This is a genomic window from Burkholderia sp. FW306-1C-G01B, assembly GCF_058781685.1.
Window position 1 is genome coordinate 343,640 of the sequence record NZ_JBYSWZ010000006.1, and the last position, 23,318, is coordinate 366,957.

Sequence of the window (23,318 nt, forward strand, 5' to 3'; positions counted from 1 at the left end):
CGCGGCGCAGGCTCCCGCAATCGCGAGTCGCGCGCCGGCCGGCATCCATCACGCGGCCACCGCCTGCCGCTGCGCCTCGAGTTCGCGCACGAGCGGCAGCACGCGCCGGCCGAAGTACTCGACTTCCTCGATGAAATGCAGGAACCCGGCCAGCACGAGATCGACGCCGATCGCCTTCAGCGCGACGATCCGTTCGGCGATCTGCTGCGGCGTGCCGATCAGGTTCGTGCGGAAGCCGTCGTTGTACTGCACGAGATCCTCGAACGTGGATTTCGCCCAGTTGCCCTCTCCTTCCGGCGACGCCTTGCCGGCCTCTTTCACTGCATCGCCGAACGCATGCACGGCCTCGACGTGCGCGTGCCGGACGATGTCGTCGAGCACGGCCCGCGCCTCTTCCTCGGTGTCGCGTGCGATCACGAACGCGTTGACGCCGATGCGCACGCGATGGTTGTTCGCGGCCGCCTTCGCGCGGATATCGTCGATCTGCGCCTTCAGGTTCTCCGGCGTATTGCCGTTCGTGAAATACCAGTCTGACACGCTCGCCGCGTTGTCGCGCGCCGCGCGCGAGCTGCCGCCCTGGAAGATTTCCGGATGCGGTTTCTGCACGGGTTTCGGGCTCAGCGTGTAGTCGTTGAAGCGGTAGAAATCGCCCTTGAACGTGAAGTTGTCCTGCGTCCAGATGCCCTTCAGCGCCTGGATGAATTCCTTCGAGCGCCGATAGCGCTCGTCGTGCTCGAGCCACGGCTCGCCGATCGCGGTGAATTCGCCCTTGAACCAGCCGCTCACGACGTTGATCGCGATGCGTCCGTTCGAGATGTGATCGATCGTCGAGAGCTGCTTCGCGACCACCGCCGGATTCCACGGCCCCGGCAGGATCGCGGCGAGCACCTTGAGCTTCGTCGTCGCATGCAGCAGCGCCTGGCTGAACGACACCGACTCGTGCTGGTATTCGGCGCCGTAGCCGGCCGTGAAGCGGATCTGGCTCAGCGCATAGTCGAAACCGGCCGCTTCGGCCGTGCGTGCGAGCTGCTGGTTGTATTCGAGGCTCCAGTCGGTGCGCTGCTCGATCGTGCTGACGACGAGGCCGCCGCTGACGTTCGGTACCCAGTAGGCGAATTTGACGCAATCGGCGGAAGAGTCGGTAACGCTCATGAAGGTGTCCTGGTCGAAGGGGAAACGGAAACGGCCTACGCAGCCGCGGCGGAAAGCGCATGCGGGCGCAGTTGCGGCACCGCGCGATCGACGGCGAGCGCGATGCGCGCGCGCAGCGCCGGGTTCGCGATGTCGTATCGGTCGAAATCGCTTTCGGATGCGTACACGCCGATCGGCAGCGTGCGCGCCTGGAAGAAGCTGAACAGCGGCCGCAATTGATGATCGATCACGAGCGCATGACGCTCGCTGCCGCCGGTGGCGGCGAGCAGCACGGGCACGTCGACGAGCGCGTCGTGACGCACGAGGTCGAACAGGTGCTTGAAGAGGCCCGTGTATGACGCGCGATACACGGGGCTCGCGACGACGAGCGCATCGGCCGTCTCGATCGCGCGGATCAGCGCTTCGAGGTCGGCCGGCACCTGCGCGCGCGTCAGCGCGCCGGCCAGCCGGCCGCCGATCTCGCCGAGTTCGATCAGCCGCGTATCGATCGGCAGCGCGGCGCCGAGCGCAGCGACGATCGCGTCGGTCAGCGCCAGCGTGCGCGACGGCCGTTGCAGGCCGCCCGATATCGCGACCACGTTGATGGCATTGCTCATCGGTTGCATTCCCATTGTCGAGTCGGGCGCCAACGCACCCGTCACGTCATGGGTCCGCAAGGAGCGTGCCAATGCGGAGATCGCCATGAAAAGCGATCGTCTGCATGACGAAATGCGTCGCAATCGACGTCCTGTCGCGGCATATTCGCCGATCGCCGCATGTCGATAAGCGTGCCAGCCGGCGCATCACATCCATATTCCGCAGCGAGATGAATCGCGGGAAACAGCTGTGCTGATTCGCTGCTTCCTGATCAGCAGCACGGTGTATGTTGTGGGCGTCTTTCCGTTTCGGCGTGGAATCCGCAACGCACGCGGCACCCGTTCGCAGCGATCGCGCGCCGCCGCGACTCGGCACATCGATGCAGCCGTGTCGAAACCGATGCTTTATCAACGTCCGCGCGCCACAATTCGCTTCACCGAACGACATCGCATTGCGCAACTGCGTCCAGCGCAGCAATCCGGCATTGGTTATAGAAATCGATGCTTCCCGCGTGGCGCAAAACGTTGAACACTCCGCTGAATACGCAGCACCCGGGCAGCAATGTCCATCGTGGCCTGACCGACCCGTGCAGCGACCCGATGCCTACACAGCCATGACATCCCATTCCGTATCGCCTCGCGCGGCCGACCTGCGCGTCGTCACGCCGTCCCGCGACGAACCGGGCGCGTCTGACGCCCGGCAAACAACCGAACGCCTCGCGCCCGTCCTCACGCTGCCCGACCGGCCTGCGCTCGCGACGTCGATCCGCGCCCGCGCGCAGGTGTTCGTCGATCCGCGCTCGGTCGCGCTGCTCGAACGGATTCGCCTCGTCGCGCCGAGCGACGCGAACGTGCTGATCGTCGGCGAGACGGGCACCGGCAAGGAACTGATCGCCCGACACGTGCACAGCCTCAGCCGCCGCAACGACGGGCCGTTCGTTGCCGTGAACTGCGGCGCGTTCTCCGAAACGCTGGTCGAGAGCGAACTGTTCGGCCACGAGAAAGGGGCGTTTACGGGCGCGTTCAGCGCGAAACCGGGCTGGTTCGAAGCCGCGAACGGCGGCACGCTGTTTCTCGACGAGATCGGCGACCTGCCGCTGCCGATGCAGGTCAAGCTGCTGCGCGTGCTGCAGGAGCGCGAGGTCGTGCGGCTCGGTTCGCGCACGAGCATGCCGATCGACGTGCGCGTGGTCGCCGCGACCAACGTCGACCTGCAGCAGGCGGTCGCGACCGGGCATTTTCGCGGCGACCTGTTCTACCGGCTCAACGTCGTGCAGCTCGCGGTGCCGACGCTGCGCGAGCGGCCGGGCGACATCCTGCCGCTCGCGCGCCACTTCTTCGACGACTACCGCAGCCGCCTCGGCTACGGGCCGCGCAGCATCGATCCGCGCGCCGAGCGCAGGCTCGAGGCGCACGGCTGGCCCGGCAATATCCGCGAACTGGAGAACGTGATCCATCATGCGCTGCTCGTAAGCCGCCACGATTCGCTGCAGGACACCGACCTGCACATTGCATCGCCGTGCACGCCGGCGGCCGCCGCGCGCGCGCCGGATTCGTCCGCCGCCGCGCAGGACGCGCTCGAACGCGCGCTGCGTGACCTGTTCGACGACGGGCACGGCAACCTGTTCGAACGCATCGAGGACACCGTGATGCGCGTCGCGTTCGAGTTCAGCCACCGCAACCAGATCCAGGCGGCGCGGCTGCTCGGCATCAGCCGCAACGTGCTGCGCGCGCGGCTGATTCGCGCGAAGGAGATCGCGGCGGCGAAGTAGCAGCATCCGGGGCGGGCCACCGTCCCGGCACGGCACGATCGCGCCCGCGATCCGTGCATCGAGGTTCCGACCTGATGTATCGTGGCGCGAAGCGCGCGCCCGTCGTCGCATGCGCCGGCGATGCCGACCCTGCCTGCGACAGGGCACCCGCACGAACATCCGCTGCACGAAAGCCGTCCGGCGCCCGCGCGGGCCCGGCCGAGCCCCGTTCACCCGTCAGGAACCGTCGTCATGAAGAAGCTTGTGAACCGCCCGTCCGATGTCGTGCGAGAAATGCTGGAAGGCATCGCGCGGCAGTCGCCGCATCTCGCGATCCTCGGCGACGAGCTCGTGCTCGTCCGCCAGCCGCTGCCCGAGCCGTCGCAGCGGCCCGTCGCGATCCTCTCCGGCGGCGGCAGCGGCCACGAGCCCGCACACGGCGGCTACGTCGGCGAAGGGATGCTGAGCGCGGCCGTGTGCGGCGAAGTGTTCACGTCGCCGTCCACCGACGCCGTGCTCGCCGCGATCCGCGCGAGCGCCGGCCCGAACGGCGCGCTGCTGATCGTGAAGAACTACACGGGCGACCGGCTCAATTTCGGGCTCGCCGCCGAGCTCGCGCGGGCGGAAGGCATTCCGGTCGAGACCGTCATCGTCGCCGACGACGTGTCGCTGCGCGGCCGTGTCGAGCGCGGCCAGCGGCGCGGGATCGCCGGCACCGTGCTGATCCACAAGCTCGCCGGCGCGGCCGCCGCGCGCGGGCTGCCGCTCGCCCGCGTCGCGGGAATCGCGCGCGACGCGGCGGCCGAACTCGGCACGATGGGCGTCGCGCTCGACGGCTGCACGATCCCGGGCGCCGACAAGTCGGGCTTCAGCCTCGCCGATCACGAAATCGAGCTCGGCCTCGGCATCCACGGCGAGAAAGGTGTCGAACGCCGCACGCCGCTGCCCGCCGACGCGCTGGTCGACACGTTGCTGTCGAGCATCGTCGCCGATCTCGTGCTCGACGGCGGCGAACGCGTCGCGCTGTTCGTCAACGGTCTCGGCGCGACGCCGGACATGGAACTCGCGATCGTGCTGCGCGCCGCGTACGACAACCTGAGCCGGCGCGGCATCGTCGTCGCGCGCGCGTGGGCCGGCACGTTCCTGTCGGCGCTGAACATGCCCGGCTGCTCCGTCTCGGTGCTGCGGCTGAACGAGGAACGCGCGGCGCTGCTCGACGCGCCGACGCAGGCGCGTGCATGGCCGGGCGGCGGCGCCGTGAATACGCACATCCGTGTAGCCACGGCCGACTCGCACGACGCACCGCTGCCGCCGCTCGACGCGGCCGGCCGCGCGTGGGCCGCGCGCCTGCAGCCGGCACTGCACGCGGTCGCGCAGACCCTGATCGATCACGAGCAGACGCTGACCGACCTCGATGCGGCAGCCGGTGACGGCGATCTCGGCGCGAGCATGCTGCGCGCCGCACAGGCGATTCTCGAATTGCCCGAAGCCGTGTACCGCACGCCGACCGGTGCGCTCGCGGCGCTTGGCGCCGCGTTGCGCCGTGCCATTGCAGGCAGTTCGGGACCGTTCTATGCGACCGCGCTGCTGCGCGCGTCGCGCCGGCTGGCCGATATCGCGGAGCCGTCGGCACGCGACTGGGCCGTGGCGTTCCGCAGTGCGGTGGATTCGATCAGCGAACTCGGCGGCGCGCACGCCGGCGACCGGACGATGCTCGATGCGCTGGTGCCGGCTGCCGATGCGTTCGACCGAGCGCTCGACAGCGATCGCGATCCCGCGAGCGCATGGGCGGCAGCCGTCGAGGCCGCCGAACACGGCGCGCGGGAAACGGCGCGCATGACGCCGCGCGCGGGGCGTGCGAGCTATCTCGGCGAACGCGCGATCGGCACGCCGGATGGCGGCGCGGTTGCGGTGTCGTACTGGTTGCGGGCGTTGCAGGCGCACGTCGGGTGAATGCGAAAGGCGCGGCTTCGACGCATCGTCGCGCATCGTCGCGCATCGCTGCACGCCGCGCGCCGATGTGCGCTGCCATTGCGATGCCGGCCGGATTCACCGCCATCGACTTCGACCCCGACACGCCGGAATCAGCGCATCTTCGCCTGCCATGCATCGTGTCGGGGGCAATACCTGCGGTGCCGCGCTCAGACGCCTTCGACCAGCACCGCTCGATAGCGCGCGCCCTTGAAGCGGTGCTGGACGACCGTCTGGTATTCGGGGCCGTGGTACCACGCGTGCGCGGCTTCCTTCGACGGAAACTCGACGATCACGACGCCTTCCGGGCCGTCGCCCTCCAGCGTTTCCTGCGGCCCGTAGGCGGCGAGCACCTTCACCGGGTGGCCGGCGAGCGTCGCGCCGACCTGGCTCTGGTAGACGTCGAGTTCGTGCTGGTCCTGCGTGCTTTCCCGTGTAAACACAATATAGGTGGCCAAGATGCGTGCTCCTGATGCGATGCGTGAAAGGGACGGCTGCGCTGCTCGACAAACCGCATGCGGCCTGCACGCAGCTTACAGGTGTTCGCCGAAAAACGGCGCGGCCTGCCCAAGTCCGAGCCCGACCGGCTCCGGCTTGCCGTACAGGACGAATACAGGTCGAAATGCGGCCGCCCGTCGTCGATTGTCGCCATTCGGACAACATGGTGTACGCATTCGCGATGCTACTGGCGCTCGCACCCCCTGACTACAATCTGTCTCACGCTCGGTCGGAAAGCGAGCAAAACGAAACGCGCCGAATTGGTGGTCGCGCTCGTGGACCGCGGCGCGCAGTACGCGCTTACCCCCATTTAATCAACCGGACTATCGAAGATGAGCCAGACAACCCGCAATGTGCAGCCAGTTATCGCCAACCTTGGCAAAGAAGGGTCGGGCGAACTCGTGCCTTCCCGCTACGCCGTGCGCGTGGGCGACGTCGATGTCGTGCTGATCAGCGATGGCGTGCTGCCGCTGCCGACCTCCACCATGTCCACCAACGTGAGCGAAGCGGACCGCAACGAATGGTTCGATGGTCGTTTCCTGCAACGCGACATGTTCGACTGGGCGCTGAATATCGCGCTGGTGCGCAGCGGCGATCGCCTGATCCTGATCGATTCGGGCGTCGGCGACGGTTTCGAATACTTCACCCGCGCCGGGCAGTCGGTGATGCGCCTGGAATCGGCCGGCATCGACTTGGCTACCATCACCGATATCGTGATTACGCATATGCACATGGATCACGTCGGCGGGCTGAACGTCGACGGCGTCAAGGCCAAGCTGCGCCCGGACGTGCGCATTCACGTATCGGCCGCGGAAGTGGCGTTCTGGAAAAATCCGGACTTCAGCAAGACGGTGATGCCTGAAACGGTGCCCCCCGCGCTCCGCAAGGCTGCTGCAAAGTTCGTGGAGCTCTACGGCGAGAACATCGTGCAGTTCGATCAGACCGTGGAAGTCGCAGCGGGCGTATCGGCGCGCGTGACGGGCGGGCACACGCCGGGGCACTGCGTCGTGGACGTCGCATCGAACGGCGAGAAACTGACGTTCGTAGGCGACGCGATTTTCGAAGTCAACTTCGATAATCCCGAGTGGCAAAATGGCTTCGAGCACGATCCTGAAGCGTCTGTGGACGTGCGTATCGCGCTGCTCGACGAAGCCGCCGAAACCGGCGCTCTGCTGGCCGCGGCACATGTCGCGTTCCCGTCCATCGGCCACATTGCAAAAAACGGCAAAGGCTTTCGCTTTGTTCCGGTTCTGTGGGACTACTGATTGATCTCAACGATCGGCGACGCCGCCATCCAGCTGCTGACGCGCAGCACGCTCTGGATGCGCAACGCCAGCGGCATCGGCAACGTCGGATAGCCGGTGCGTCAGGCGAGCGTCGCGGTAGCCTGCATCGTCAACCAGCCATCCTGATCCTTCGCCCACAGCTCGATCGTGCCGCTGTCGTCCGACGGCTTGCCGCACAGCGTGAACGGCTGCCCGTCGAAGGTCGGGCGCGCCGCGCGGAACGCGAAGCTCGCGAGCGTCGCGTCGGGCCGTTCGCGATGCACGAGATCGACGAGCAGCGTCGCGATCAGCGGGCCGTGCACGACGAGCCCCGGATAACCTTCCTCCTGCGTCACATAGCTGCGGTCGTAGTGGATGCGGTGACCGTTGAAGGTCAGCGCCGAATAGCGGAACAGCATCACGGCGTCGGCGGTGACGATGCGCGACCACGTTTCGCCCGCGGGCGTCGCGATCGGCTCCGGCGCACTCGCGCCCGGCTGCGGCGCGTCGCGATAGACGATGTCGTGCTCTTCCTCGACGCACAGCGCGCCGTCGCACTCGATCCGGTGCTGCACCGTCACGAACACGAGCCGGCCGCTGCGGCCCGTCTTGTCCTCGATGTTCGCGATCGTCGATTCACGCGTCGCACGACGCCCCGCGCGCAGCGGCGCATGGAACGTCAGGCGGCCGCCGGCCCACATGCGGCGCGGCAGCGGCACGGGCGGCAGGAAACCGCCGCGCTTCGGGTGGCCGTCGGGGCCGATCTCGGCCAGCGGCGCGACGGGCAGGAAATACAGCCAGTGCCACAGCGGCGGCACGACATCGCCGGGCGACGGGCGGTCGAGCGTGGCGGCCAGCGCGTTCAGCGGGAACACGGCGATGTCGTCGCCGAGCGTTTCGGTCTTGCCGAGCCACGCGTCGATCGACGCCGCGTCGGCGGGCTGGGAAGATGAGGTCGACACGTGCGAAGTCTCCGATGCGATTGCAATGCTCCTAATATGCGCGCCGCGCGCCGTTTCGCGAAGTCGGCTTTCCCGAACCCTTGCCCCGCATTTTCCTGATGCACGGCCCTTCCCTTTCCGACCGATCTCGCCTGACCATTCAATATAGTCGCCGCGCGACCGCATGCGGCTCCCGGACACCAACCTTACAGCTTGACCATCGCCGGCACGCCGCCTAAATTGCTTCAAACGGGCCGGCAGGGCCACGCGCGACATGACACGCGGGTGACAACAAACCGATAGTTTGCTATCGAATGTTTTTGCCCCTATCATCTCGCCCATGACCAATCTGCACGACCTCCGCCTCGCCGTCAGCAGCCTGCTCGTGCTGTCCGCGCGCAAGTGGCGCCGTACCAGCGACGGCGTGCTGAACGCGTACAACGTGTCCGAAGCCTGCGCGACGCCGCTGCTGATCGCCGGCCGCCTCGGCGAAGGCGTACGGCAGGGCACGCTCGCCGAACACGTCGGCATCGAAGGGCCGTCGCTCGTGCGCCTGCTCGACCAGCTGTGCGCGGCCGGCCTCGCGCGCCGTGACGAGGATCCGCACGACCGGCGCGCGAAAACGATCTCGCTGACGGCCGCCGGTCGCGCGGTCACCGCGAAGATGGAGGAAGACCTGCGCGTGCTGCGCGCACAGGTGCTCAAGGGCGTCACGCGCGCCGATCTCGAAACGACGCTGCGCGTGCTGAACGCCTTCAACGCGTCCGACGCGACGCAGCCCACGCCGCACCCGCCCCACGCCGCCGATTCCGCGTCATGACCTATCCGAGCCTTCGCGACTGGCTGTTCTCGGGCAAGACGTTCGCCGCGTCGATGCTGGCGCTGTACCTCGGCCTGTATTTCCAGCTGCCGCGCCCGTACTGGGCGATGGCGAGCGTCTACATCGTGTCGAACCCGTTCGTCGGCGCGACGCGCTCGAAGGCGCTGTATCGCGCGCTCGGCACCGCGCTCGGCGCGGCCGCCGCGATCTTCTTCGTACCACCGTTCGTCGAAACGCCGATCCTGTTCAGCATCATCGTCGCGACGTGGTGCGGCACGCTGCTCTACCTCGCGATCTCCGACCGCACCGCACGCAGCTACGTGTTCATGCTCGCCGGTTATACGATGCCGCTGATCGCGCTGCCGACCGTGACCGATCCGTCCACGGTATTCGACGTCGCGATCGCGCGCACCGAGGAAATCGTGCTCGGCATCGTGTGCGCGAGCGTGGTCGGCAGTGCCGTGTTCCCGAACCGGCTCGCGCCGACGCTGATCGAGCGCACCGACGCATGGTTCAAGGACGCCGCGTTCTACGGTCGCGAGACGCTGTCCGGGCATATCGCCGGCAAGGCGCTGTCCGCGTGCCGGCAGCGCCTCGCGACGACGATCACCGGCCTCGAATTCCTGCTGAGCCAGTTGGGTTACGACCATGCGCATCCGAGCATCCTCGCGCGCGCGCAGGCGCTCGCGGGCCGGATGCAGTTGTTCCTGCCGCTGATGTCGTCGCTCGCCGATCCGCTGATCGCGCTGATGCGCGACCTGCACGTGCGCCCGCCCGCGCTCGACGCGCTGCTGGTCGACGCCGCGAAGTGGTTCGACGCACCGCTGCCGGCCGTGAAATCCGGCGCCGACGGCGACATGGCGCACGATCCGGTCGCGGACAACCTGCGCGAGCGCATCGCCGCGCTGCAGCCCGCCGACAGTGCGCTGACGAGCTGGGACGGTGCGCTGCTGTCGAATGCGCTGTGGCGGCTGCGCCAGGTCATCGACATCTGGCAGGACTGCCGCTCGCTGCGCGCGCTGATCGCGAACGAGTCAGGCGTCTGGCAGCCGCGCTACCGGCACTGGCGGCTCGGCGGCACCGAACGCTTCTTCGATCGCGGGATGATGCTGTTCTCCACGCTGACCGTCGTGCTCGCGATCGTGTTCGCGTGCTGGCTGTGGATCTCGTCCGGCTGGCACGACGGCGCGGCCGCCGTCACGCTCGTGGCCGTGTCGTGCAGCTTCTTCGCCGCGCTCGACGAGCCCGCGCCGCTGGTGTTCAAGTTCTTCCTGTCGACGGCCGCGAGCGTCGTGTTCGCGGGCCTGTACCTGTTCGTCGTGCTGCCGCACGTGCACGACTTCGCGATGCTCGTGCTGATGTTCGCGGGCCCGTTCATCCTGATCGGCACGCTGCTGCCGCGCCCGCAGTTCAACATGGTGACGATGCTCGTCGCGGTGAATACGGCCACCTTCATCAGCATCCAGAGCGCATACGAAGCCGACTTCTTCGTGTTCCTGAACAGCAATCTCGCCGGCGTTGCCGGGCTGTTGTTCGCATACCTGTGGACACGCGCGACGCGGCCGTTCGGCGCGGAACTCGCGGTGCGGCGCCTGCTGCGCTCGGGCTGGGAGGACGTCGTGCGCTCCGCATCGACACAGCCGCTCGACGACCAGCGCAACCACGCATCGCGGATGCTCGATCGCGTCACGCAACTGCTGCCGCGTCTCGGCGCATCCGACGACCACCGCCACCCGTCGATCGAAAGCTTCCGCGACCTGCGCATCGCGCTGAACGCGCTCGACCTGCGCCGCTCGCGCCGCCGGCTGTCGGGCGACGTGCCCGACGCGATCGATCGCGTGCTCGCCGGCGTCACCGACCACTACACGCGCTGCGCGGCCGCGAACGCGCGCCAGCCCGCGCCGCCGGCGCTGCTCGCGTCGATCGACGATGCGCTGCACCGCGTGGCCGGCCGCAACCTGCCGGGCACCGCACCGGCCGACGGCGGCACGGCGCCGGCCACGCCCGCCACGCATCGCCGGCTGCGCGACACGCTGCACGCGCTCGTCGGCCTGCGCCTGTCGCTGTATCCGGCCGCGGCCGCACAAGCGCCGCAGGCACCGGGCGGAGCACGCGCATGATCCGGCTTTCCAACCTGTCCTTCCGAGCGCGACCATGATCGGCGAAATCGACATCTTCGGCGTATTCGTGCCGGCTCCGCTCGTGCTGATGCTGATCGCCTACCTGATCAACATCGCCGTGCGCGCGGTGCTCGAGCGCGTCGGCTTCTACCGCCTCGTCTGGCACCGTTCGATCTTCGACCTCGGCATCTACGTGTTCGTGTTTGCCGCCGTCGTGATCGTTTCCCACCATCTCGCGGCTACCTAACGTGAAAAAATCCTGGCTCTCGGCAGGGCAAATCCTGCTCACCCTGATCGTCGTCGTCGTGGCCGGCCTCGTGCTGTGGCGGATCATCAACTACTACATGTTCTCGCCGTGGACGCGCGACGGGCACGTGCGCGCCGACGTGATCCAGGTCGCGCCGGACGTGTCGGGCCTCATCACGTCGGTGCAGGTCGCCGACAACCAGGAGGTCAGGCGCGGCCAGGTGCTGTTCGTGATCGACCAGGCCCGCTACACGCTCGCGGAACGGCTCGCCGAAGCGACGCTCTCGCAGCGCCGCGCGACGCTCGCCCAGGCGAAGCGCGAATACGCGCGCAACCTGCTGCTCGGCAACCTCGTCGCGAGCGAGCAGGTCGAGGAAAGCCGCACGCGCGTCGAACAGGGCGAGGCCGCCGTCGCCGATGCGCAGGTGTCGCTCGACACCGCGAAACTGAACCTGCAGCGCACGACGATCGTGAGCCCGGTCGACGGCTACCTGAACGACCGCGCGCCGCGCGTCGGCGAATACGTGCCGGCCGGCCGCGCGGTGCTGTCGGTCGTCGACCGCAATTCGTTCCGCGTCGACGGCTACTTCGAGGAAACCAAGCTTCGCGGCATTCATATCGGCCAGCCGGTCGACATCGTCGTGATGGGCGAGCCGCATGCGCTGCGCGGCCACGTGCAAAGCATCGTCGCCGCGATCGAGGACCGCGACCGCACGCAGGGTGCGAACCTGCTGCCGAACGTGAACCCGGCATTCAGCTGGGTGCGGCTGGCGCAGCGCGTGCCGGTGCGCGTCGTGCTCGACGAGGTGCCCGACGACTTCCGGATGATCGCGGGCCGCACCGCGACGGTTTCGATGCGCGAAGCCGACACGCGCCGCCGCGACAACGCGAAGCCGGCTGCCGCCAGCGCGACGTCGGCAGTCGCGCCGGTATCGACGGCTTCCGGTGCGGCCGCAAGCACGGCGGGAGCATCGCGATGAAACGGCACGGTCTGCGCCTCGCGGCGGCACTCGCGCCACTCGCGCTCGCACTCGGCGCGTGCAAGTCCGTCGGCCCCGATTACACGCTGCCGCAGCAGGCGTACGTGAATGCGCCGCTCGCGAACCACGCGCTCGACGACGCGAACGGCATGCTCGTATCGCGTGATGCGGTGCCCGGTAACTGGTGGCAGCTATACGACGATCCCGTGCTCGACGAGCTCGTGCGCAGCGCGCTGAAGTCGAACACCGACCTGCGCGTCGCCGCTGCCAACCTCGCGCGCTCGCGCGCGGCGCTGGAAGTCGCGAACGAACAGGGCGGATTCTCGGGCGGTGCGGAGGCAGCCGTGCAACGCGCACAGGAATCGGCCGAACAGTACCTGCTCGAAAACAAGCTGCCGGTCGTCAACGAAGGCGCGGTCGGTTTCAACGTGTCGTACGAGATCGACCTGTTCGGCAAGCTGCGGCGCGGCGTCGAAGCCGCGCGCGCGGACAGCGAAGCCGTCAGGGCGGCCGGCGACCTGGCACGCATCACGGTCGTCGCCGACGTCGTGCGGGCGTACGTCGAATCGTGCTCGGCCGGCGACGAGCTGGCGATCGCGAAGCAGTCGCTCGCGCTGCAGAAGCAGCGCGTCGCGCTGTCGCAGCGGCTGCGCGATGCCGGACGCGGCAACCAGACCGACGTGACGCGCGGCGTGACGCAGGTGCGCACGCTCGCCGCCGATATCCCGCGCTTCGAAGGCCGCCGCAAGGTCGCGCAATACCAGCTCGCCGCGCTGCTCGCGCGCTCGCCGGCCGACCTGCCGAAGGCCGTCGCCGAATGCGAACGCCTGCCTAAGCTGCGCCAGCCGATTCCGATCGGCGACGGTGCCGCGCTGCTGCGCCGCCGCCCCGACGTTCGCGAAGCCGAGCGGCAGCTTGCCGCGGCAACCGCGCGAATCGGCGTGGCGACCGCCGCGCTGTACCCGTCGATCAGCATCGGCGCGTCGGCCGGCTCGGTCGGCCTCGCCGCCGACCTGTTTTCGTCCACGACCAATCGCTGGTCGTTCGGACCACTGATCAGCTGGTCATTCCCCGTCAACGGCCAACGTGCACGTGTACGCGAAGCCGAGGCTGCGACGGGCGGTGCGCTCGCGCACTTCGACGGTGTCGTGCTGAACGCGCTGCGCGAAACGCAGTCGAGCCTCGCGACCTATGCCGCCGACGTGCAGCGCACCGATGCGCTGCGCACGGCCTACGAATCGGCGCGCCATTCCGCCGACGAAACCCATCGTCTCTACGCGGCCGGCCGCGAGTCGTTCCTTTCCGACCTCGACGCGACGCGCACGCTGACGAGCGTGCAGGCACAGGTCGCGGCGGCCGAAGGGCAGGTCGCCGCCGATCAGGTGCGGCTGTTCCTCGCGCTTGGCGGCGGATGGGACAGCGACAACGCGGCGACCGCGGGGGATGCCCGGCCCACCGCCGCGCGTGCCGCCTCGACACGCGCGGCGAACGAGTAATGGCCCCAGCGTCATAGATCTCGGTATATGGCGCCGGCTTCGTGAAACGCCGTGTGCAAACGGGTTTTCCTGATTCGCGCCATAGCATCCGGAGAACGACGGACACCCGCGTTGACGGTAAACTGCCCGATGCACTTCCATTCATCTTCCGCTGCCGCTCCGGCAGCGGCATCCCCTCGGAGAGTCATCATGCGAACCAGCGCCCGCAACCATTTCGCCGGCCAGATCAGCGCCGTCAAGCCCGGTGCCGTCAACGACGAAATCACGCTCCGCACGCAGGACGGCCTCGACATCGTCGCCGTGATCACTCACGGCAGCGCGGCTTCGCTGGGCCTCGCGGCCGGCACGCAGGCGTTCGCGCTCGTCAAGGCATCGTCGGTCATCGTGATGGTCGACGTCGACAGCAGCAAGGTGTCGGCCCGCAACTGCGTCGCGGGCACCGTATCGTCGGTCGCGACGGGTGCGGTCAATTCGGAAGTCGTGATCCAGGCCGCGGGCGGCGCCGAGATCGTCGCGATCGTCACCAACGACAGCGTCGACCGCCTCGGCCTCGCGAGCGGCACGGCCGCGGCCGCGATCTTCAAGGCATCGAGCGTGATCGTCGGCGTCGAGTGATCACATGACGAGCGCAATCGCGATCCGGTTTGCGCCGCGCATTCGCGCGGGTCGTGTCGCCCGACTGTCACGCAGGTGTGCACGATGACCGCCGCACACGATCGCATCGAACCGTCCTCGCATGAACGGGCGTTGCAGTCGCTGCTGCTCGCGGCGGCCAACGCCGACACTCCCGACGCACGCCTGTTCGGCGCACTCGTTGCGGCACGCGCGCGCCGCAACGAACTCGGGCTGCTCGGCCTGTCTCATGCGCAGCTGGCTGGCCTGCTTGCGCGCCAGTTTCAGCGCCTGCCTTCCCCCGATGCCGCCGCACTCGTGTCGACGGTGGCGATGGCGCTGCTGCCATCCACCCACGCGGCATTCGTCGCGACGCTGCACGCGCGGCTGATGGACGACGCGAATCCCGCTGCGACCCGCGACGACGCCGACTGCCTGGCGTCGATCATCGCGCATGCGTGCCTGCGCCCCGATCATCTGTGGCGCGACCTCGGGCTCGACGGACGCGATGCGGTATCGGCGATGCTCGATCGCTATTTCCCCGTGCTCGCCGCGCGCAACGTCGCTCACCTGCGCTGGAAAAAATTCCTCGCACAGGAAGTGGCGGCATCGCTCGGCATACCACCGGGGCCCGCCCCCGGATGCCCGGGCTGCGAAGATTTCGGCTTCTGCTTTCCTCACGCGCGATAGCCGCCGCGGCGGCTGCGCTGCCCGCGCGTTTCGTCGCATCGCCAACCGGAGAAACCGCCTTGACCGACATTGCGAGCCCCAACCTGCCGTCGCGCGATTTCGAAACCACGTCCCGCTTCTACGAGAAACTGGGGTTCGTCGAAACGTGGCGCGACGACGGCTGGATGATCCTCAAACGCGGTGACCTGTTGCTGGAATTCTTTCCGCACCCCGAACTCGATCCAGCCGCGAGCTGGTTCAGTTGCTGTTTCCGGCTCGCGGATGTCGGCGCCTTCTTCGACGACATGCTCGCAGCCGGCATTCCGGAGCAACGGACCGGCTGGCCGCGTGCGCACCGGCCGACACGCGAAGCGTGGGGCGGCACGGTCGGCGCACTGATCGATCCGGACGGTTCGCTGATCCGGTTGATCCAGACGGAAGACTAGGCACGCCCCCTGTCGCTGCCGCGATCGAGCGACGATGGAAATACACGGGCGCGCGATTCGACGCATGCCCCATAAACGGTCACCTTGCGATGCGCATCGCATGCGTCGGGCCGTTCACCGCTTACGACGCAGTCAATGCCGATGCCGGTGATGAATGTCCGGGAAATGTGCGTGACTATGCGTGATCGGCAGATGCACATGCGGATGCGTGTGCGGTTCGTTGCCATCGTACGGAAAGTCGTGCGTATGCTGGTGATGTTCGTCGTGCCGATGCCGGTGAGTATGCTCGAGCCGCTCGTGCGCATGCGTGTGTTCGTGCCGTTCGCGCACATGCAGCCAGATGCCGAGCGCCATCAGCGCGGCGGCGATCCAGAACGTCGCGGACGGCAGCGCGGGCCAGATCAGCAGCGACAGCACCACGCCGAACAGCGGCGCGATTGAAAAATATGCGCCCGTACGCGCGCTGCCGAGATGACGCAGCGCGACGACGAACAGCACGAGGCTGATCCCGTAGCCGCCGAGCCCCGTCAGCATCGCGGCGGCCGTGACCGGTACGGCGGGCAGCGTTGCACCGGTCGCCAGCGCGATGCCGATGTTCACGGGCCCGGCGATCAGCCCTTTCACGCACGCGATGACCATCGCGTCGTTCGCGGCGACCTTGCGGGTCAGGTTGTTGTCGATCGCCCAGCACAGGCATGCGCCGACGATCAGCAGCGCGCCGACCGGCACGCCTGCCCGGCCCGGCATCCACGACAGCAGCGCGCCGCCGGCGACGATCGCGACCATTCCGAGGAACACCTGCACATCCACGTTCTCGCGAAACACGACCCACGCGATGATGGCCGTCAGCACGCCTTCGAGATTGAGCAGCAGCGCGCTCGTCGCAGCCGGCGTGCTCGACAGCCCGAGCATCAGCAACGCCGGGCCGGCCACGCCGCCCGCCGCGATCGCGCCGGCCAGCCAGGGCAGGTCGGCGCGCTGCGGCGACGCGGCATCCGCGGCCGATGCGCGGCGGTTGCGCAACCCGCGCAGCAGGATCCCGATGCCGAGCCCGACGCCGCTGCCGAGATAGAACAGGCCGGCGACCATGAACGGCGACATTGCGCCGATCAGCGCCTTGGCGAGCGGTGTCGCTGCGCCGAACAGCGCGGCCGCGGTGAGCGCGACGAGAATCGCGGAATGTCTCTGGTTCATGATCCGGTTTGAATTGACGTAAAAAAAACGGTGCCCGTGGCTTCGGGTCGGCTCGTGTCGGAGCAAGCCTCCCGCACCTTTCGAAGTGCAAGCCGCATCGCGCTGAACAACCTGCGCGTGGTGTCACGATCCAGCCGGGATTATCGCTCGTCATCATGTCACGATGGCCGGACGGAGTCGTTCACATGCCGATCGACGATCCCGATATCACTATCTTAGGAAACCGAATTATGTGATTGAAGTGCCATCGCAATCAGGCATGCGTACTATCCATGCGCAAACTTCAAAGTCGAAGCATCGCGGATGCAGCGCCGATTGACGGAATCTGTTCGTCCGGTTGCGTTGCCGGTCTGATGTCGCAGGGGGAGTGCCGGCGAGTCAACCGCCGGTGGAGGCAGTCCTGACCTGCCCCTTTCGAGGCAGGTCAGTCTGTCGTGTGATTCGCCGCATGCGGCATGCATGCGGGTGAGCGCCGTACAGTCGACGGCGACGCGGTGCGTGTTACTCGTTTCCGGCCGTTTGCTGCTCGATCTGCTGCGCAACGTCGGTCTGAGCTTCCGCGTTCGCCGGTTCCGGCGCTGCTGCTGCGGCCTCGGCCTGCTGCTCGGCCTTCGGCTGCTGCTGCGCGCCCTTGGACGATTGCGCCGCACCCTTGCCGGGACGGCGTGCCTTCAGCCGACGCGCCCGCGCGGCGTCGTCATGCGTCACGCGCCCTGCTTCGTTGCCCTGCAGATCGACCCGCACCGCGTCTTCGACAAGGCACGACCAGTAGCGGTTGCCGCGGCACCACGTCGACATCGCTTCACGCAGTTCGGCTTCGTTGAGGCCCACGGCCTGAGCCTCGCGTGCGAGGTCGTCCCAGATGCCGACCTTGAGCGGTACTTTGGGGGCCGGATTCTTCGGGAACGCGCGCGGAAACTTCCGCTGCAGTTTGCCGATCGCAACGATGACCGGATCGACCGGCGCCGACGGCTTCGCCGAAGCGGGCTTCGCGCGGTGCTGCGCTTTGGAGCCGGCACCCGGTTTGGCCCCGCGGGCCGGCTGGTCGCCGGACTTCGGCTTCGCGCCGGCGTCCGTCGGCGCCGCAGGTCGCTTCGCGTTGCGCTCCTGCTTGGCCTTCGCTGCGAGCTGCGCCCGCAATTCGGCAAGTTGTTCAAAACCCATAAATTCAATCCACCAGGAATATAAGGTGTGGTTCGTGCGGCCATTCCGCGCGGCGCAAAAAGCTTCGCCGCCACGCGTGCGACCCGTCTGCCGCCGATGCGGAACACTACGGGGCCGCATCGCGCACGCCACTCTGTTTTCAGGCACCCGGCCACGATGCCGGACAAGGCAGGAGGGAAGTATACCGGTACGCGCGACGGCCGGCTGACTCGCCGGTCTGCATTTGCCCGATCCAGCGTGCGGAAAATGCGTCCGCGCGGCCGCGTTGCGCATTATATGTATACGTTTCCGGAAGTCACGTCGTTCACAACCGTCATCGAAAATCGGGCCAGTTGTGAGCGAAACGGTCGGCCCGACGGCGTCCGCTGATCGATACCCGGCGCGTGGTGTTGCGTGTTGCGCGTTGCGGAGCCGAAAAAGATCGTGCCGCGCGGGCGCATCGCCGGCCACGGCGACGATTCCGGATCGCGGACGGCGCCCCGTCGGCTGCATGCGAATCGGCGATCGCGACAACGGGACGCACATGACGATGGATCGACGCAGCCTGTCGTGACATCCCGGTACGCCCATCGATTGCACCGGACCCGTACACGACTCGTTGCGTCCGCATCGATCGTGTGGCGTACGAAGATACCGGAACATGCGTAGTATGGCCGGGTCAACGTCGTCGGCAGCGTACCTTGGCCCATTTTGCGTCGCCCCGGTCGGCCGGCAGCATCCCTCTTGCCTGCTAAAGAACCGGTTGTACGAAGCGGAGCGGATACATGGTTCTCCCACACGACATCTCGCACGACGGCATCACGCGCGAGGAGATTCACCATCGGCAGATCGACATGCGCGGCTATCGGCGCAGCGACGGCCTGTTCGAAGTGACGGCCTGCCTCGCGGACCGCAAGACCAGCGATTTCACGCCACCGGGCGGCACGCGGACGGTCGCTGCTCTGTCTCCGATCCACGATCTCGGCGTGACGCTGGTCTTCGACGCCGACATGGTCGTACGCGCCGTATCCACCTTCATCCGGTCGCATCCGTATGCGCAGTGTCCCGGCGGCGGCGACTCGCTGCAGGCGCTCGTCGGACTGAGCATCGGTGCCGGCTGGAACAGCGAGATCCGCAAGCGTCTGCCGTCCTGCGATACGTGCACGCATCTGAAGGAATTGCTCGGCCCGGTTGCAACCACGGCCTATCAAACGATGGTCGGTATGCGGCGGTCGTCGCTCGACGCCCGCGACCGCGAAGGCAAGCCGCTCAAGATCGACAGTTGCCATGCGTATGGCGCGTCGCGCGATCTCGTGAAACGTCTTTGGCCCGAATACCACCGGCCTGAGCCGACGGCAAAAGGCAGCTAAGGTCCCGGCATTCGGCCGGTTCGGCGTCTGCAGGATCGGTGACGCACATGGATGCGTGCGTTGTCTGCGCGGACCAGCGCGAATGCTGCCGGTCCGAAATCAGAAGACACCCAGTGCGAGTCCGGCGGCAAGGCCCGCGCCAAGTTCAGCGCAGCGCGCACGATCATCGTCGTCGATCGTCTTCGGCGCGAGGATGCGCTCAGGCGTCTGCGCGTGAGTACAGACGATCAGGCCGGGCGCCACGCTCTTCAATCGCCATCCGGTCGCGATCCGGTCGATCTGGCGCAGCGCGTTCTGCCCATCGCTTCCCGCGCAGATCATTGCCGCGTATGGACGGCCGTTCACGCGATCGAGCGCCGCGTAGTAGCAGCGATCGAAAAAGTCCTTCATCAGCCCGGACATCGACGCAAGATTCTCGGGCGTCGCAAACAGGTATGCGTCGGCGGCCAGCACATCGTCTGCGCTCGTCGCGTCCGCGCGCTGCAGCCTGACATCGACACCGGGTTGCTCGCGCGCCGCGTCGGCCGCCGCTTCGGCCATCTGTTGCGTGCCTCCGGTCATCGTGTGATAGACGATCAACAGCGTCTTCATTCGTAGTCGCTCGTGTCAGGCTTCAGGTGGGTCGGCGTATCGCCGGTTTCCGTTGGATGGCCAGTCATCACGTGTGTGGGGGCGGTTGTGCGTTCGCTCTTGCGGATCAGTCGGTTTGCCGGCTCAGCGATGCCAAGCGTGCATCGATCGCGTGCATGACATCGACTTCGATTCGCGCATGATCTTCCTGATGTGCGGTCAATCCGGCGCGACGCGTAATGCGTCGCCGTCGTCCGGACGCGCGTAGTACGCGAGAAACATGTCGGCGGCCGATTCCGCGACTTTCTGTTGCTCCGGCGCCGTGAGCGGCGGCTGGCCCATCGTCACCTGCGGCCAGAATGCAAATGCCTTCACGACACCATGCAACTGATGCGCGGCAAACACCGGATCGGTGACCGACAGGCGGCCGGCCAACGCTGCCGCACGCACCCAGACCGTCAGGTCTTCCTCGCGCTCGCCGAGGCGTTCGACCATGTCGCGCGCACGCTCCGGCGAATGGATGGCCGCGCCGATCGCGACGCGCGCAAGTGCGAGAAACGCATCGTCGTTCAGCAGGCGCAATTTGCGCTCCAGCAAGGCGAGCAGCTGCTCGCGCAGCGGCACGTCGGTGCGATAAGTCGGTGAGCTACCGGTTTGGGTCGCATCCCACAGCTTGTGCAGGATCGCGGCGAACAACGTTTCCTTGCCGGGAAAGTGGTTGTAGACCGTACGCTTCGACACGTCCGCGCGCGCAGCGATGCGATCCATGCTGGTTGCATCGTAGCCTGCAGCGAGAAATTCCTCGATCGCCGCGTCGATGATGGCCGCACGCTTTCGATCGGTCAGGCGTTGAGGGAGAGTGCTGGTATCCATACCGAAATTTTACACCGGGCAGTTTACTTATCTCAGAAATAAATTACACTACTTAGTGTACTTTTATCCTCGGACGAACCGACATGGCATCGCCTCTTGTTTTGATTCACCGCATTCTGGGTTTTGCAGCCGCCAGGCGCGGACGCGCGCTGTCCGGCGGTTCGCCGCAGCACAATGGCGAGCGCTTCAGCAATGTCGCGCCGCGTCCTGCCGAAGGTATCGGCAAGACGCTCGGGATTGCCTGGAACATGCTGTTCAACAAGCCGCACAATACCGTGCCGGCTGGCGCGCTGCCCGTCGATTTGCTGACCCGTGCACAGCTCGACGCGGCGCCCGATCGCAGCCTGTACCGGCTTGGCCATTCGACGCTGCTGCTCAAGTTGCGTGGAGAATTCTGGCTGACCGATCCCATGTTTGCCGAGCGTGCATCACCGTTTCGGAATGTTGGCCCCAAGCGCTTCCATGCGCCGCCGATAGCGCTTGAAGATCTTCCGCCGCTACGCGGTGTGATCCTGTCGCACGATCACTACGATCACCTCGACCGCGATACGGTGCTCGCGCTCGCGGCCACCACCGGCGTGTTCGTGACAACGCTGGGCGTCGGCGACCGTCTGATCGAATGGGGCATCGACGCGAAGAAGGTCCGTCAGCTCGACTGGTGGCAGAGCGTCGACGTGGCCGGCCTGACGCTGACCGCAACACCCGCGCAACACTTCTCCGGGCGCAGCCTGTTCGACGGCAACAGCACGCTGTGGGCGTCGTGGGTCATCGTCGACGACGACCTGCGCGTGTTTTTCAGCGGCGATACGGGCTACTTCGACGGGTTCCGTACGATCGGCGAGCGCCTCGGGCCGTTCGACGTGACGCTGATCGAAACGGGCGCATACGATGCGCAATGGCCGTACGTGCACATGCAACCGGAAGAAACCGTTCAGGCGCATATCGATTTGCGCGGACGCTGTCTGATCCCGATCCACAACGGTACGTTCGATCTCGCGATGCATCGCTGGCACGAGCCGTTCGAGCGAGTAACGGCGTTGTCGATCGTGCGCGGCATCGAGTTGTCCACGCCCAGAATGGGCGAGCGCCTTGATCTCGACGAGCCGCATCGAGGCGAGCGGTGGTGGCGCACGGTAGACGAGCACGCGAACGCGGCGGCAGCAACGAAATCGCGCAGGTGGCAATTTTGCGCGTCGCAAGCGACGAAATAGGTTCGCCTGTCATTACGTCTTTCGTGCGGAAGCGCGGCGGTGCCGCGTTTCCGGCCATCGCGTTTTCGGGGCAGTTGTTCGTTGGCGGCTTGTCTGCCGATACGATCACCTGAATCGGAAATGATGCACGCGGCGCCGCCCGATAGCTTCATTCAACAATACGGGGCACCGGTTGACCGACCGCGACAGCAGGCTTCGGCAAACGCCGGCGGATCGCATCTGCAAATTCGCACGAAACCGGCGAGTGCCTAGCTGCTGCCCCTTTCGAATCTACGTTTCCATCGAAGGAAAGCGCCTACACATCCGATAGGCTGCATGGTTGCCCACGGCTTCGGCCTCGTCGTCCTGGGCAAGAATCGGGTAATTCGTGGGCGCTGACCTTATCTCGACCAGTTCAATCGCCTTATGTTCGACAGGGCGTCACGAGTCGATGGGTTCGCACGCAAGTTTAGATAGGCGGCTCAACCTTCCATTATTACTTCCACCAGCTCACCGACATGAGCCTGCAGAAGAATAGATGTGACCTTGCTGTTCAACCGATTTGCAACGGCAAATGAGCCGTCGGTCGACCCCAAGAATTCCACAACCCTTTGTAGTATCGCGCGATCGGTGAAAAGCGTTGTCACGTGACAACTCGCGTTGAATGTTAGCGCGCTGGACATCAGATCAGTGACTCGACGAGCGATCGTCATGCACCGGACCAACACTCACTGGACGTTGTCTACGATAGCATTCGGCGCGAAATGTATCAAATACTACCAATCACGTATCAATTACAACACAATTCACCACCCAACTCCTGGATGACGTCAGTAGCCCATGAAAAATTCATACGCCCCCAATTCCAAGGAGGATCAGGCGTGTTTTGCGTGAAACAACATGAAGAATATGGCGCAAACCATTGCTGGATAAGGATTTCCGGCGGCGCCCCACTTTTTTTCGAATGTTTCACGATTCGACTTGGTTGGACCGGCAGGCGACCTTTGGCGTAGGGATTTGCCCTCACCCCTGTGCCGACCGTTGTCACGACTGCTAATAGATATGGAATGCGGGATACGGCATTGCGCCGGTTGTAGCGCTGGAAGATATAGCGAAACCTCGCACCCCTCCCCTGCCGGACTATGCACGCACCACGTCGGCGATAGCCATATCATTAAATGGGGCCGTATCATAATGCGTTAATAATCATCTACCCTTGAGCGCGACTCACCAAGCGATCAGGGCATTCAGCCACCACGAGAATGCGGGCATCGCCGCCGTCGGTCCTGACGGCCGGGACGAATACCGCCTCGATCATCGGCGAAGACACTTGCCTCTGACGACTGCGACGGCCGTTCTGCCGTTCTGCCGTTCTGCCGTTCTGCCGTTCTGCCGTTCTGCCGTTCTGCCGTTCTGCCGTTCTGCCGTTCTGCCGT

23 protein-coding genes are annotated in these 23,318 nt (G+C 66.4%); 14 read left to right on the forward strand and 9 right to left on the reverse strand.

What is annotated here, in order from left to right:
• Nucleotides 1-48 precede the first annotated feature (48 nt).
• Together sfnG and msuE are read right to left on the reverse strand one after the other, a co-directional pair.
• The gene (gene sfnG, locus AC3WLY_RS14930) at nt 49-1,152 is read right to left on the reverse strand and encodes a dimethylsulfone monooxygenase SfnG (RefSeq protein WP_492308654.1); all 1,104 of its coding nucleotides are present in this window, start codon (nt 1,150-1,152) and stop codon (nt 49-51) included.
• A gap of 35 nt (nt 1,153-1,187) precedes the next feature.
• Entirely contained in the window at nt 1,188-1,748 is a 561-nt protein-coding gene (msuE, locus tag AC3WLY_RS14935) for an FMN reductase (RefSeq protein ID WP_310135966.1), read from the reverse strand.
• A 229-nt stretch (nt 1,749-1,977) separates the two neighbouring features.
• Between msuE and AC3WLY_RS14940 the strand changes: the two genes are divergently transcribed.
• The 3 genes from AC3WLY_RS14940 to AC3WLY_RS14950 all read left to right on the forward strand — a co-directional run bounded on the left by AC3WLY_RS14940 (nt 1,978) and on the right by AC3WLY_RS14950 (nt 5,431).
• On the forward strand, nt 1,978-2,256 hold the full coding sequence (locus AC3WLY_RS14940; RefSeq protein ID WP_492308653.1) for a hypothetical protein: 279 nt from the start codon (nt 1,978-1,980) through the stop codon (nt 2,254-2,256).
• A gap of 85 nt (nt 2,257-2,341) precedes the next feature.
• Nucleotides 2,342-3,499 (forward strand): sigma-54 interaction domain-containing protein, encoded by a 1,158-nt coding sequence (locus tag AC3WLY_RS14945; protein ID WP_492308652.1) that lies wholly within the window; start codon nt 2,342-2,344, stop codon nt 3,497-3,499.
• 231 nt (nt 3,500-3,730) lie between these two features.
• Nucleotides 3,731-5,431 (forward strand): dihydroxyacetone kinase family protein, encoded by a 1,701-nt coding sequence (locus tag AC3WLY_RS14950; RefSeq protein WP_492308651.1) that lies wholly within the window; start codon nt 3,731-3,733, stop codon nt 5,429-5,431.
• 188 nt (nt 5,432-5,619) lie between these two features.
• On the opposite strand, the gene AC3WLY_RS14955 is transcribed toward AC3WLY_RS14950, so the two are convergent.
• Nucleotides 5,620-5,907: a DUF1330 domain-containing protein gene (locus AC3WLY_RS14955; RefSeq protein WP_175963947.1), complete on the reverse strand. Its 288-nt coding sequence runs from the start codon at nt 5,905-5,907 to the stop codon at nt 5,620-5,622.
• A gap of 372 nt (nt 5,908-6,279) precedes the next feature.
• On the opposite strand from AC3WLY_RS14955, the gene AC3WLY_RS14960 reads away from it, so the two are divergent.
• Nucleotides 6,280-7,212, forward strand: coding sequence for an MBL fold metallo-hydrolase (locus AC3WLY_RS14960; protein ID WP_492308650.1), 933 nt, complete (start codon nt 6,280-6,282; stop codon nt 7,210-7,212).
• A gap of 101 nt (nt 7,213-7,313) precedes the next feature.
• Here AC3WLY_RS14960 and AC3WLY_RS14965 read toward each other — a convergent pair whose 3' ends face one another.
• The gene (locus tag AC3WLY_RS14965; RefSeq protein ID WP_175963949.1) at nt 7,314-8,174 is read right to left on the reverse strand and encodes an HTD2 family dehydratase; all 861 of its coding nucleotides are present in this window, start codon (nt 8,172-8,174) and stop codon (nt 7,314-7,316) included.
• Nucleotides 8,175-8,493: 319 nt separating this feature from the next.
• On the opposite strand from AC3WLY_RS14965, the gene AC3WLY_RS14970 reads away from it, so the two are divergent.
• From AC3WLY_RS14970 to AC3WLY_RS15005, 8 genes are all read left to right on the forward strand, one after another.
• Entirely contained in the window at nt 8,494-8,973 is a 480-nt protein-coding gene (locus AC3WLY_RS14970; protein WP_175963950.1) for a MarR family winged helix-turn-helix transcriptional regulator, read from the forward strand.
• Nucleotides 8,970-11,093: an FUSC family protein gene (locus AC3WLY_RS14975; protein WP_175963951.1), complete on the forward strand. Its 2,124-nt coding sequence runs from the start codon at nt 8,970-8,972 to the stop codon at nt 11,091-11,093. Before AC3WLY_RS14970 ends, AC3WLY_RS14975 begins: the two co-directional genes overlap by 4 nt.
• A 34-nt stretch (nt 11,094-11,127) precedes the next feature.
• The gene (locus AC3WLY_RS14980; RefSeq protein WP_175963952.1) at nt 11,128-11,340 is read left to right on the forward strand and encodes a DUF1656 domain-containing protein; all 213 of its coding nucleotides are present in this window, start codon (nt 11,128-11,130) and stop codon (nt 11,338-11,340) included.
• 1 nt (nt 11,341) lies between these two features.
• Nucleotides 11,342-12,319: an efflux RND transporter periplasmic adaptor subunit gene (locus AC3WLY_RS14985; RefSeq protein ID WP_492308649.1), complete on the forward strand. Its 978-nt coding sequence runs from the start codon at nt 11,342-11,344 to the stop codon at nt 12,317-12,319.
• Nucleotides 12,316-13,815, forward strand: coding sequence for an efflux transporter outer membrane subunit (locus AC3WLY_RS14990; protein ID WP_175963954.1), 1,500 nt, complete (start codon nt 12,316-12,318; stop codon nt 13,813-13,815). The genes AC3WLY_RS14985 and AC3WLY_RS14990 overlap by 4 nt, the downstream gene beginning before the upstream one ends.
• Nucleotides 13,816-14,004: 189 nt before the next feature.
• The gene (locus tag AC3WLY_RS14995) at nt 14,005-14,430 is read left to right on the forward strand and encodes a TOBE domain-containing protein (protein ID WP_175963955.1); all 426 of its coding nucleotides are present in this window, start codon (nt 14,005-14,007) and stop codon (nt 14,428-14,430) included.
• Between the two features lie 84 nt (nt 14,431-14,514).
• The gene (locus AC3WLY_RS15000; RefSeq protein ID WP_175963956.1) at nt 14,515-15,117 is read left to right on the forward strand and encodes a nitrogen fixation protein NifQ; all 603 of its coding nucleotides are present in this window, start codon (nt 14,515-14,517) and stop codon (nt 15,115-15,117) included.
• A gap of 59 nt (nt 15,118-15,176) precedes the next feature.
• The gene (locus AC3WLY_RS15005) at nt 15,177-15,542 is read left to right on the forward strand and encodes a bleomycin resistance protein (protein ID WP_175963957.1); all 366 of its coding nucleotides are present in this window, start codon (nt 15,177-15,179) and stop codon (nt 15,540-15,542) included.
• Nucleotides 15,543-15,674: 132 nt separating this feature from the next.
• Here the strand turns inward: AC3WLY_RS15005 and AC3WLY_RS15010 are convergent, their stop codons facing one another.
• Together AC3WLY_RS15010 and AC3WLY_RS15015 are read right to left on the reverse strand one after the other, a co-directional pair.
• A complete protein-coding gene (locus tag AC3WLY_RS15010; RefSeq protein ID WP_175963958.1) occupies nt 15,675-16,736 on the reverse strand; it encodes a DMT family transporter in 1,062 nt (353 codons plus the stop codon).
• A gap of 501 nt (nt 16,737-17,237) precedes the next feature.
• Nucleotides 17,238-17,900: a ProQ/FinO family protein gene (locus AC3WLY_RS15015; protein WP_175963980.1), complete on the reverse strand. Its 663-nt coding sequence runs from the start codon at nt 17,898-17,900 to the stop codon at nt 17,238-17,240.
• A 764-nt stretch (nt 17,901-18,664) separates the two neighbouring features.
• Between AC3WLY_RS15015 and AC3WLY_RS15020 the strand changes: the two genes are divergently transcribed.
• Nucleotides 18,665-19,249 (forward strand): DUF2889 domain-containing protein, encoded by a 585-nt coding sequence (locus AC3WLY_RS15020; protein ID WP_492308648.1) that lies wholly within the window; start codon nt 18,665-18,667, stop codon nt 19,247-19,249.
• Between the two features lie 99 nt (nt 19,250-19,348).
• Here the strand turns inward: AC3WLY_RS15020 and AC3WLY_RS15025 are convergent, their stop codons facing one another.
• Together AC3WLY_RS15025 and AC3WLY_RS15030 are read right to left on the reverse strand one after the other, a co-directional pair.
• Nucleotides 19,349-19,840: a flavodoxin family protein gene (locus AC3WLY_RS15025; RefSeq protein WP_175963960.1), complete on the reverse strand. Its 492-nt coding sequence runs from the start codon at nt 19,838-19,840 to the stop codon at nt 19,349-19,351.
• A 198-nt stretch (nt 19,841-20,038) separates the two neighbouring features.
• Entirely contained in the window at nt 20,039-20,692 is a 654-nt protein-coding gene (locus AC3WLY_RS15030; RefSeq protein WP_175963961.1) for a TetR/AcrR family transcriptional regulator, read from the reverse strand.
• Nucleotides 20,693-20,775: 83 nt separating this feature from the next.
• Here AC3WLY_RS15030 and AC3WLY_RS15035 point away from each other — a divergent pair, with 83 nt between their 5' ends.
• On the forward strand, nt 20,776-21,903 hold the full coding sequence (locus AC3WLY_RS15035; RefSeq protein ID WP_492308647.1) for an MBL fold metallo-hydrolase: 1,128 nt from the start codon (nt 20,776-20,778) through the stop codon (nt 21,901-21,903).
• A 1,189-nt stretch (nt 21,904-23,092) separates the two neighbouring features.
• Here AC3WLY_RS15035 and AC3WLY_RS15040 read toward each other — a convergent pair.
• Nucleotides 23,093-23,318, reverse strand: a 226-nt coding sequence (locus tag AC3WLY_RS15040; protein ID WP_492332683.1) for a hypothetical protein, incomplete at its 5' end; no start/stop codon positions are given.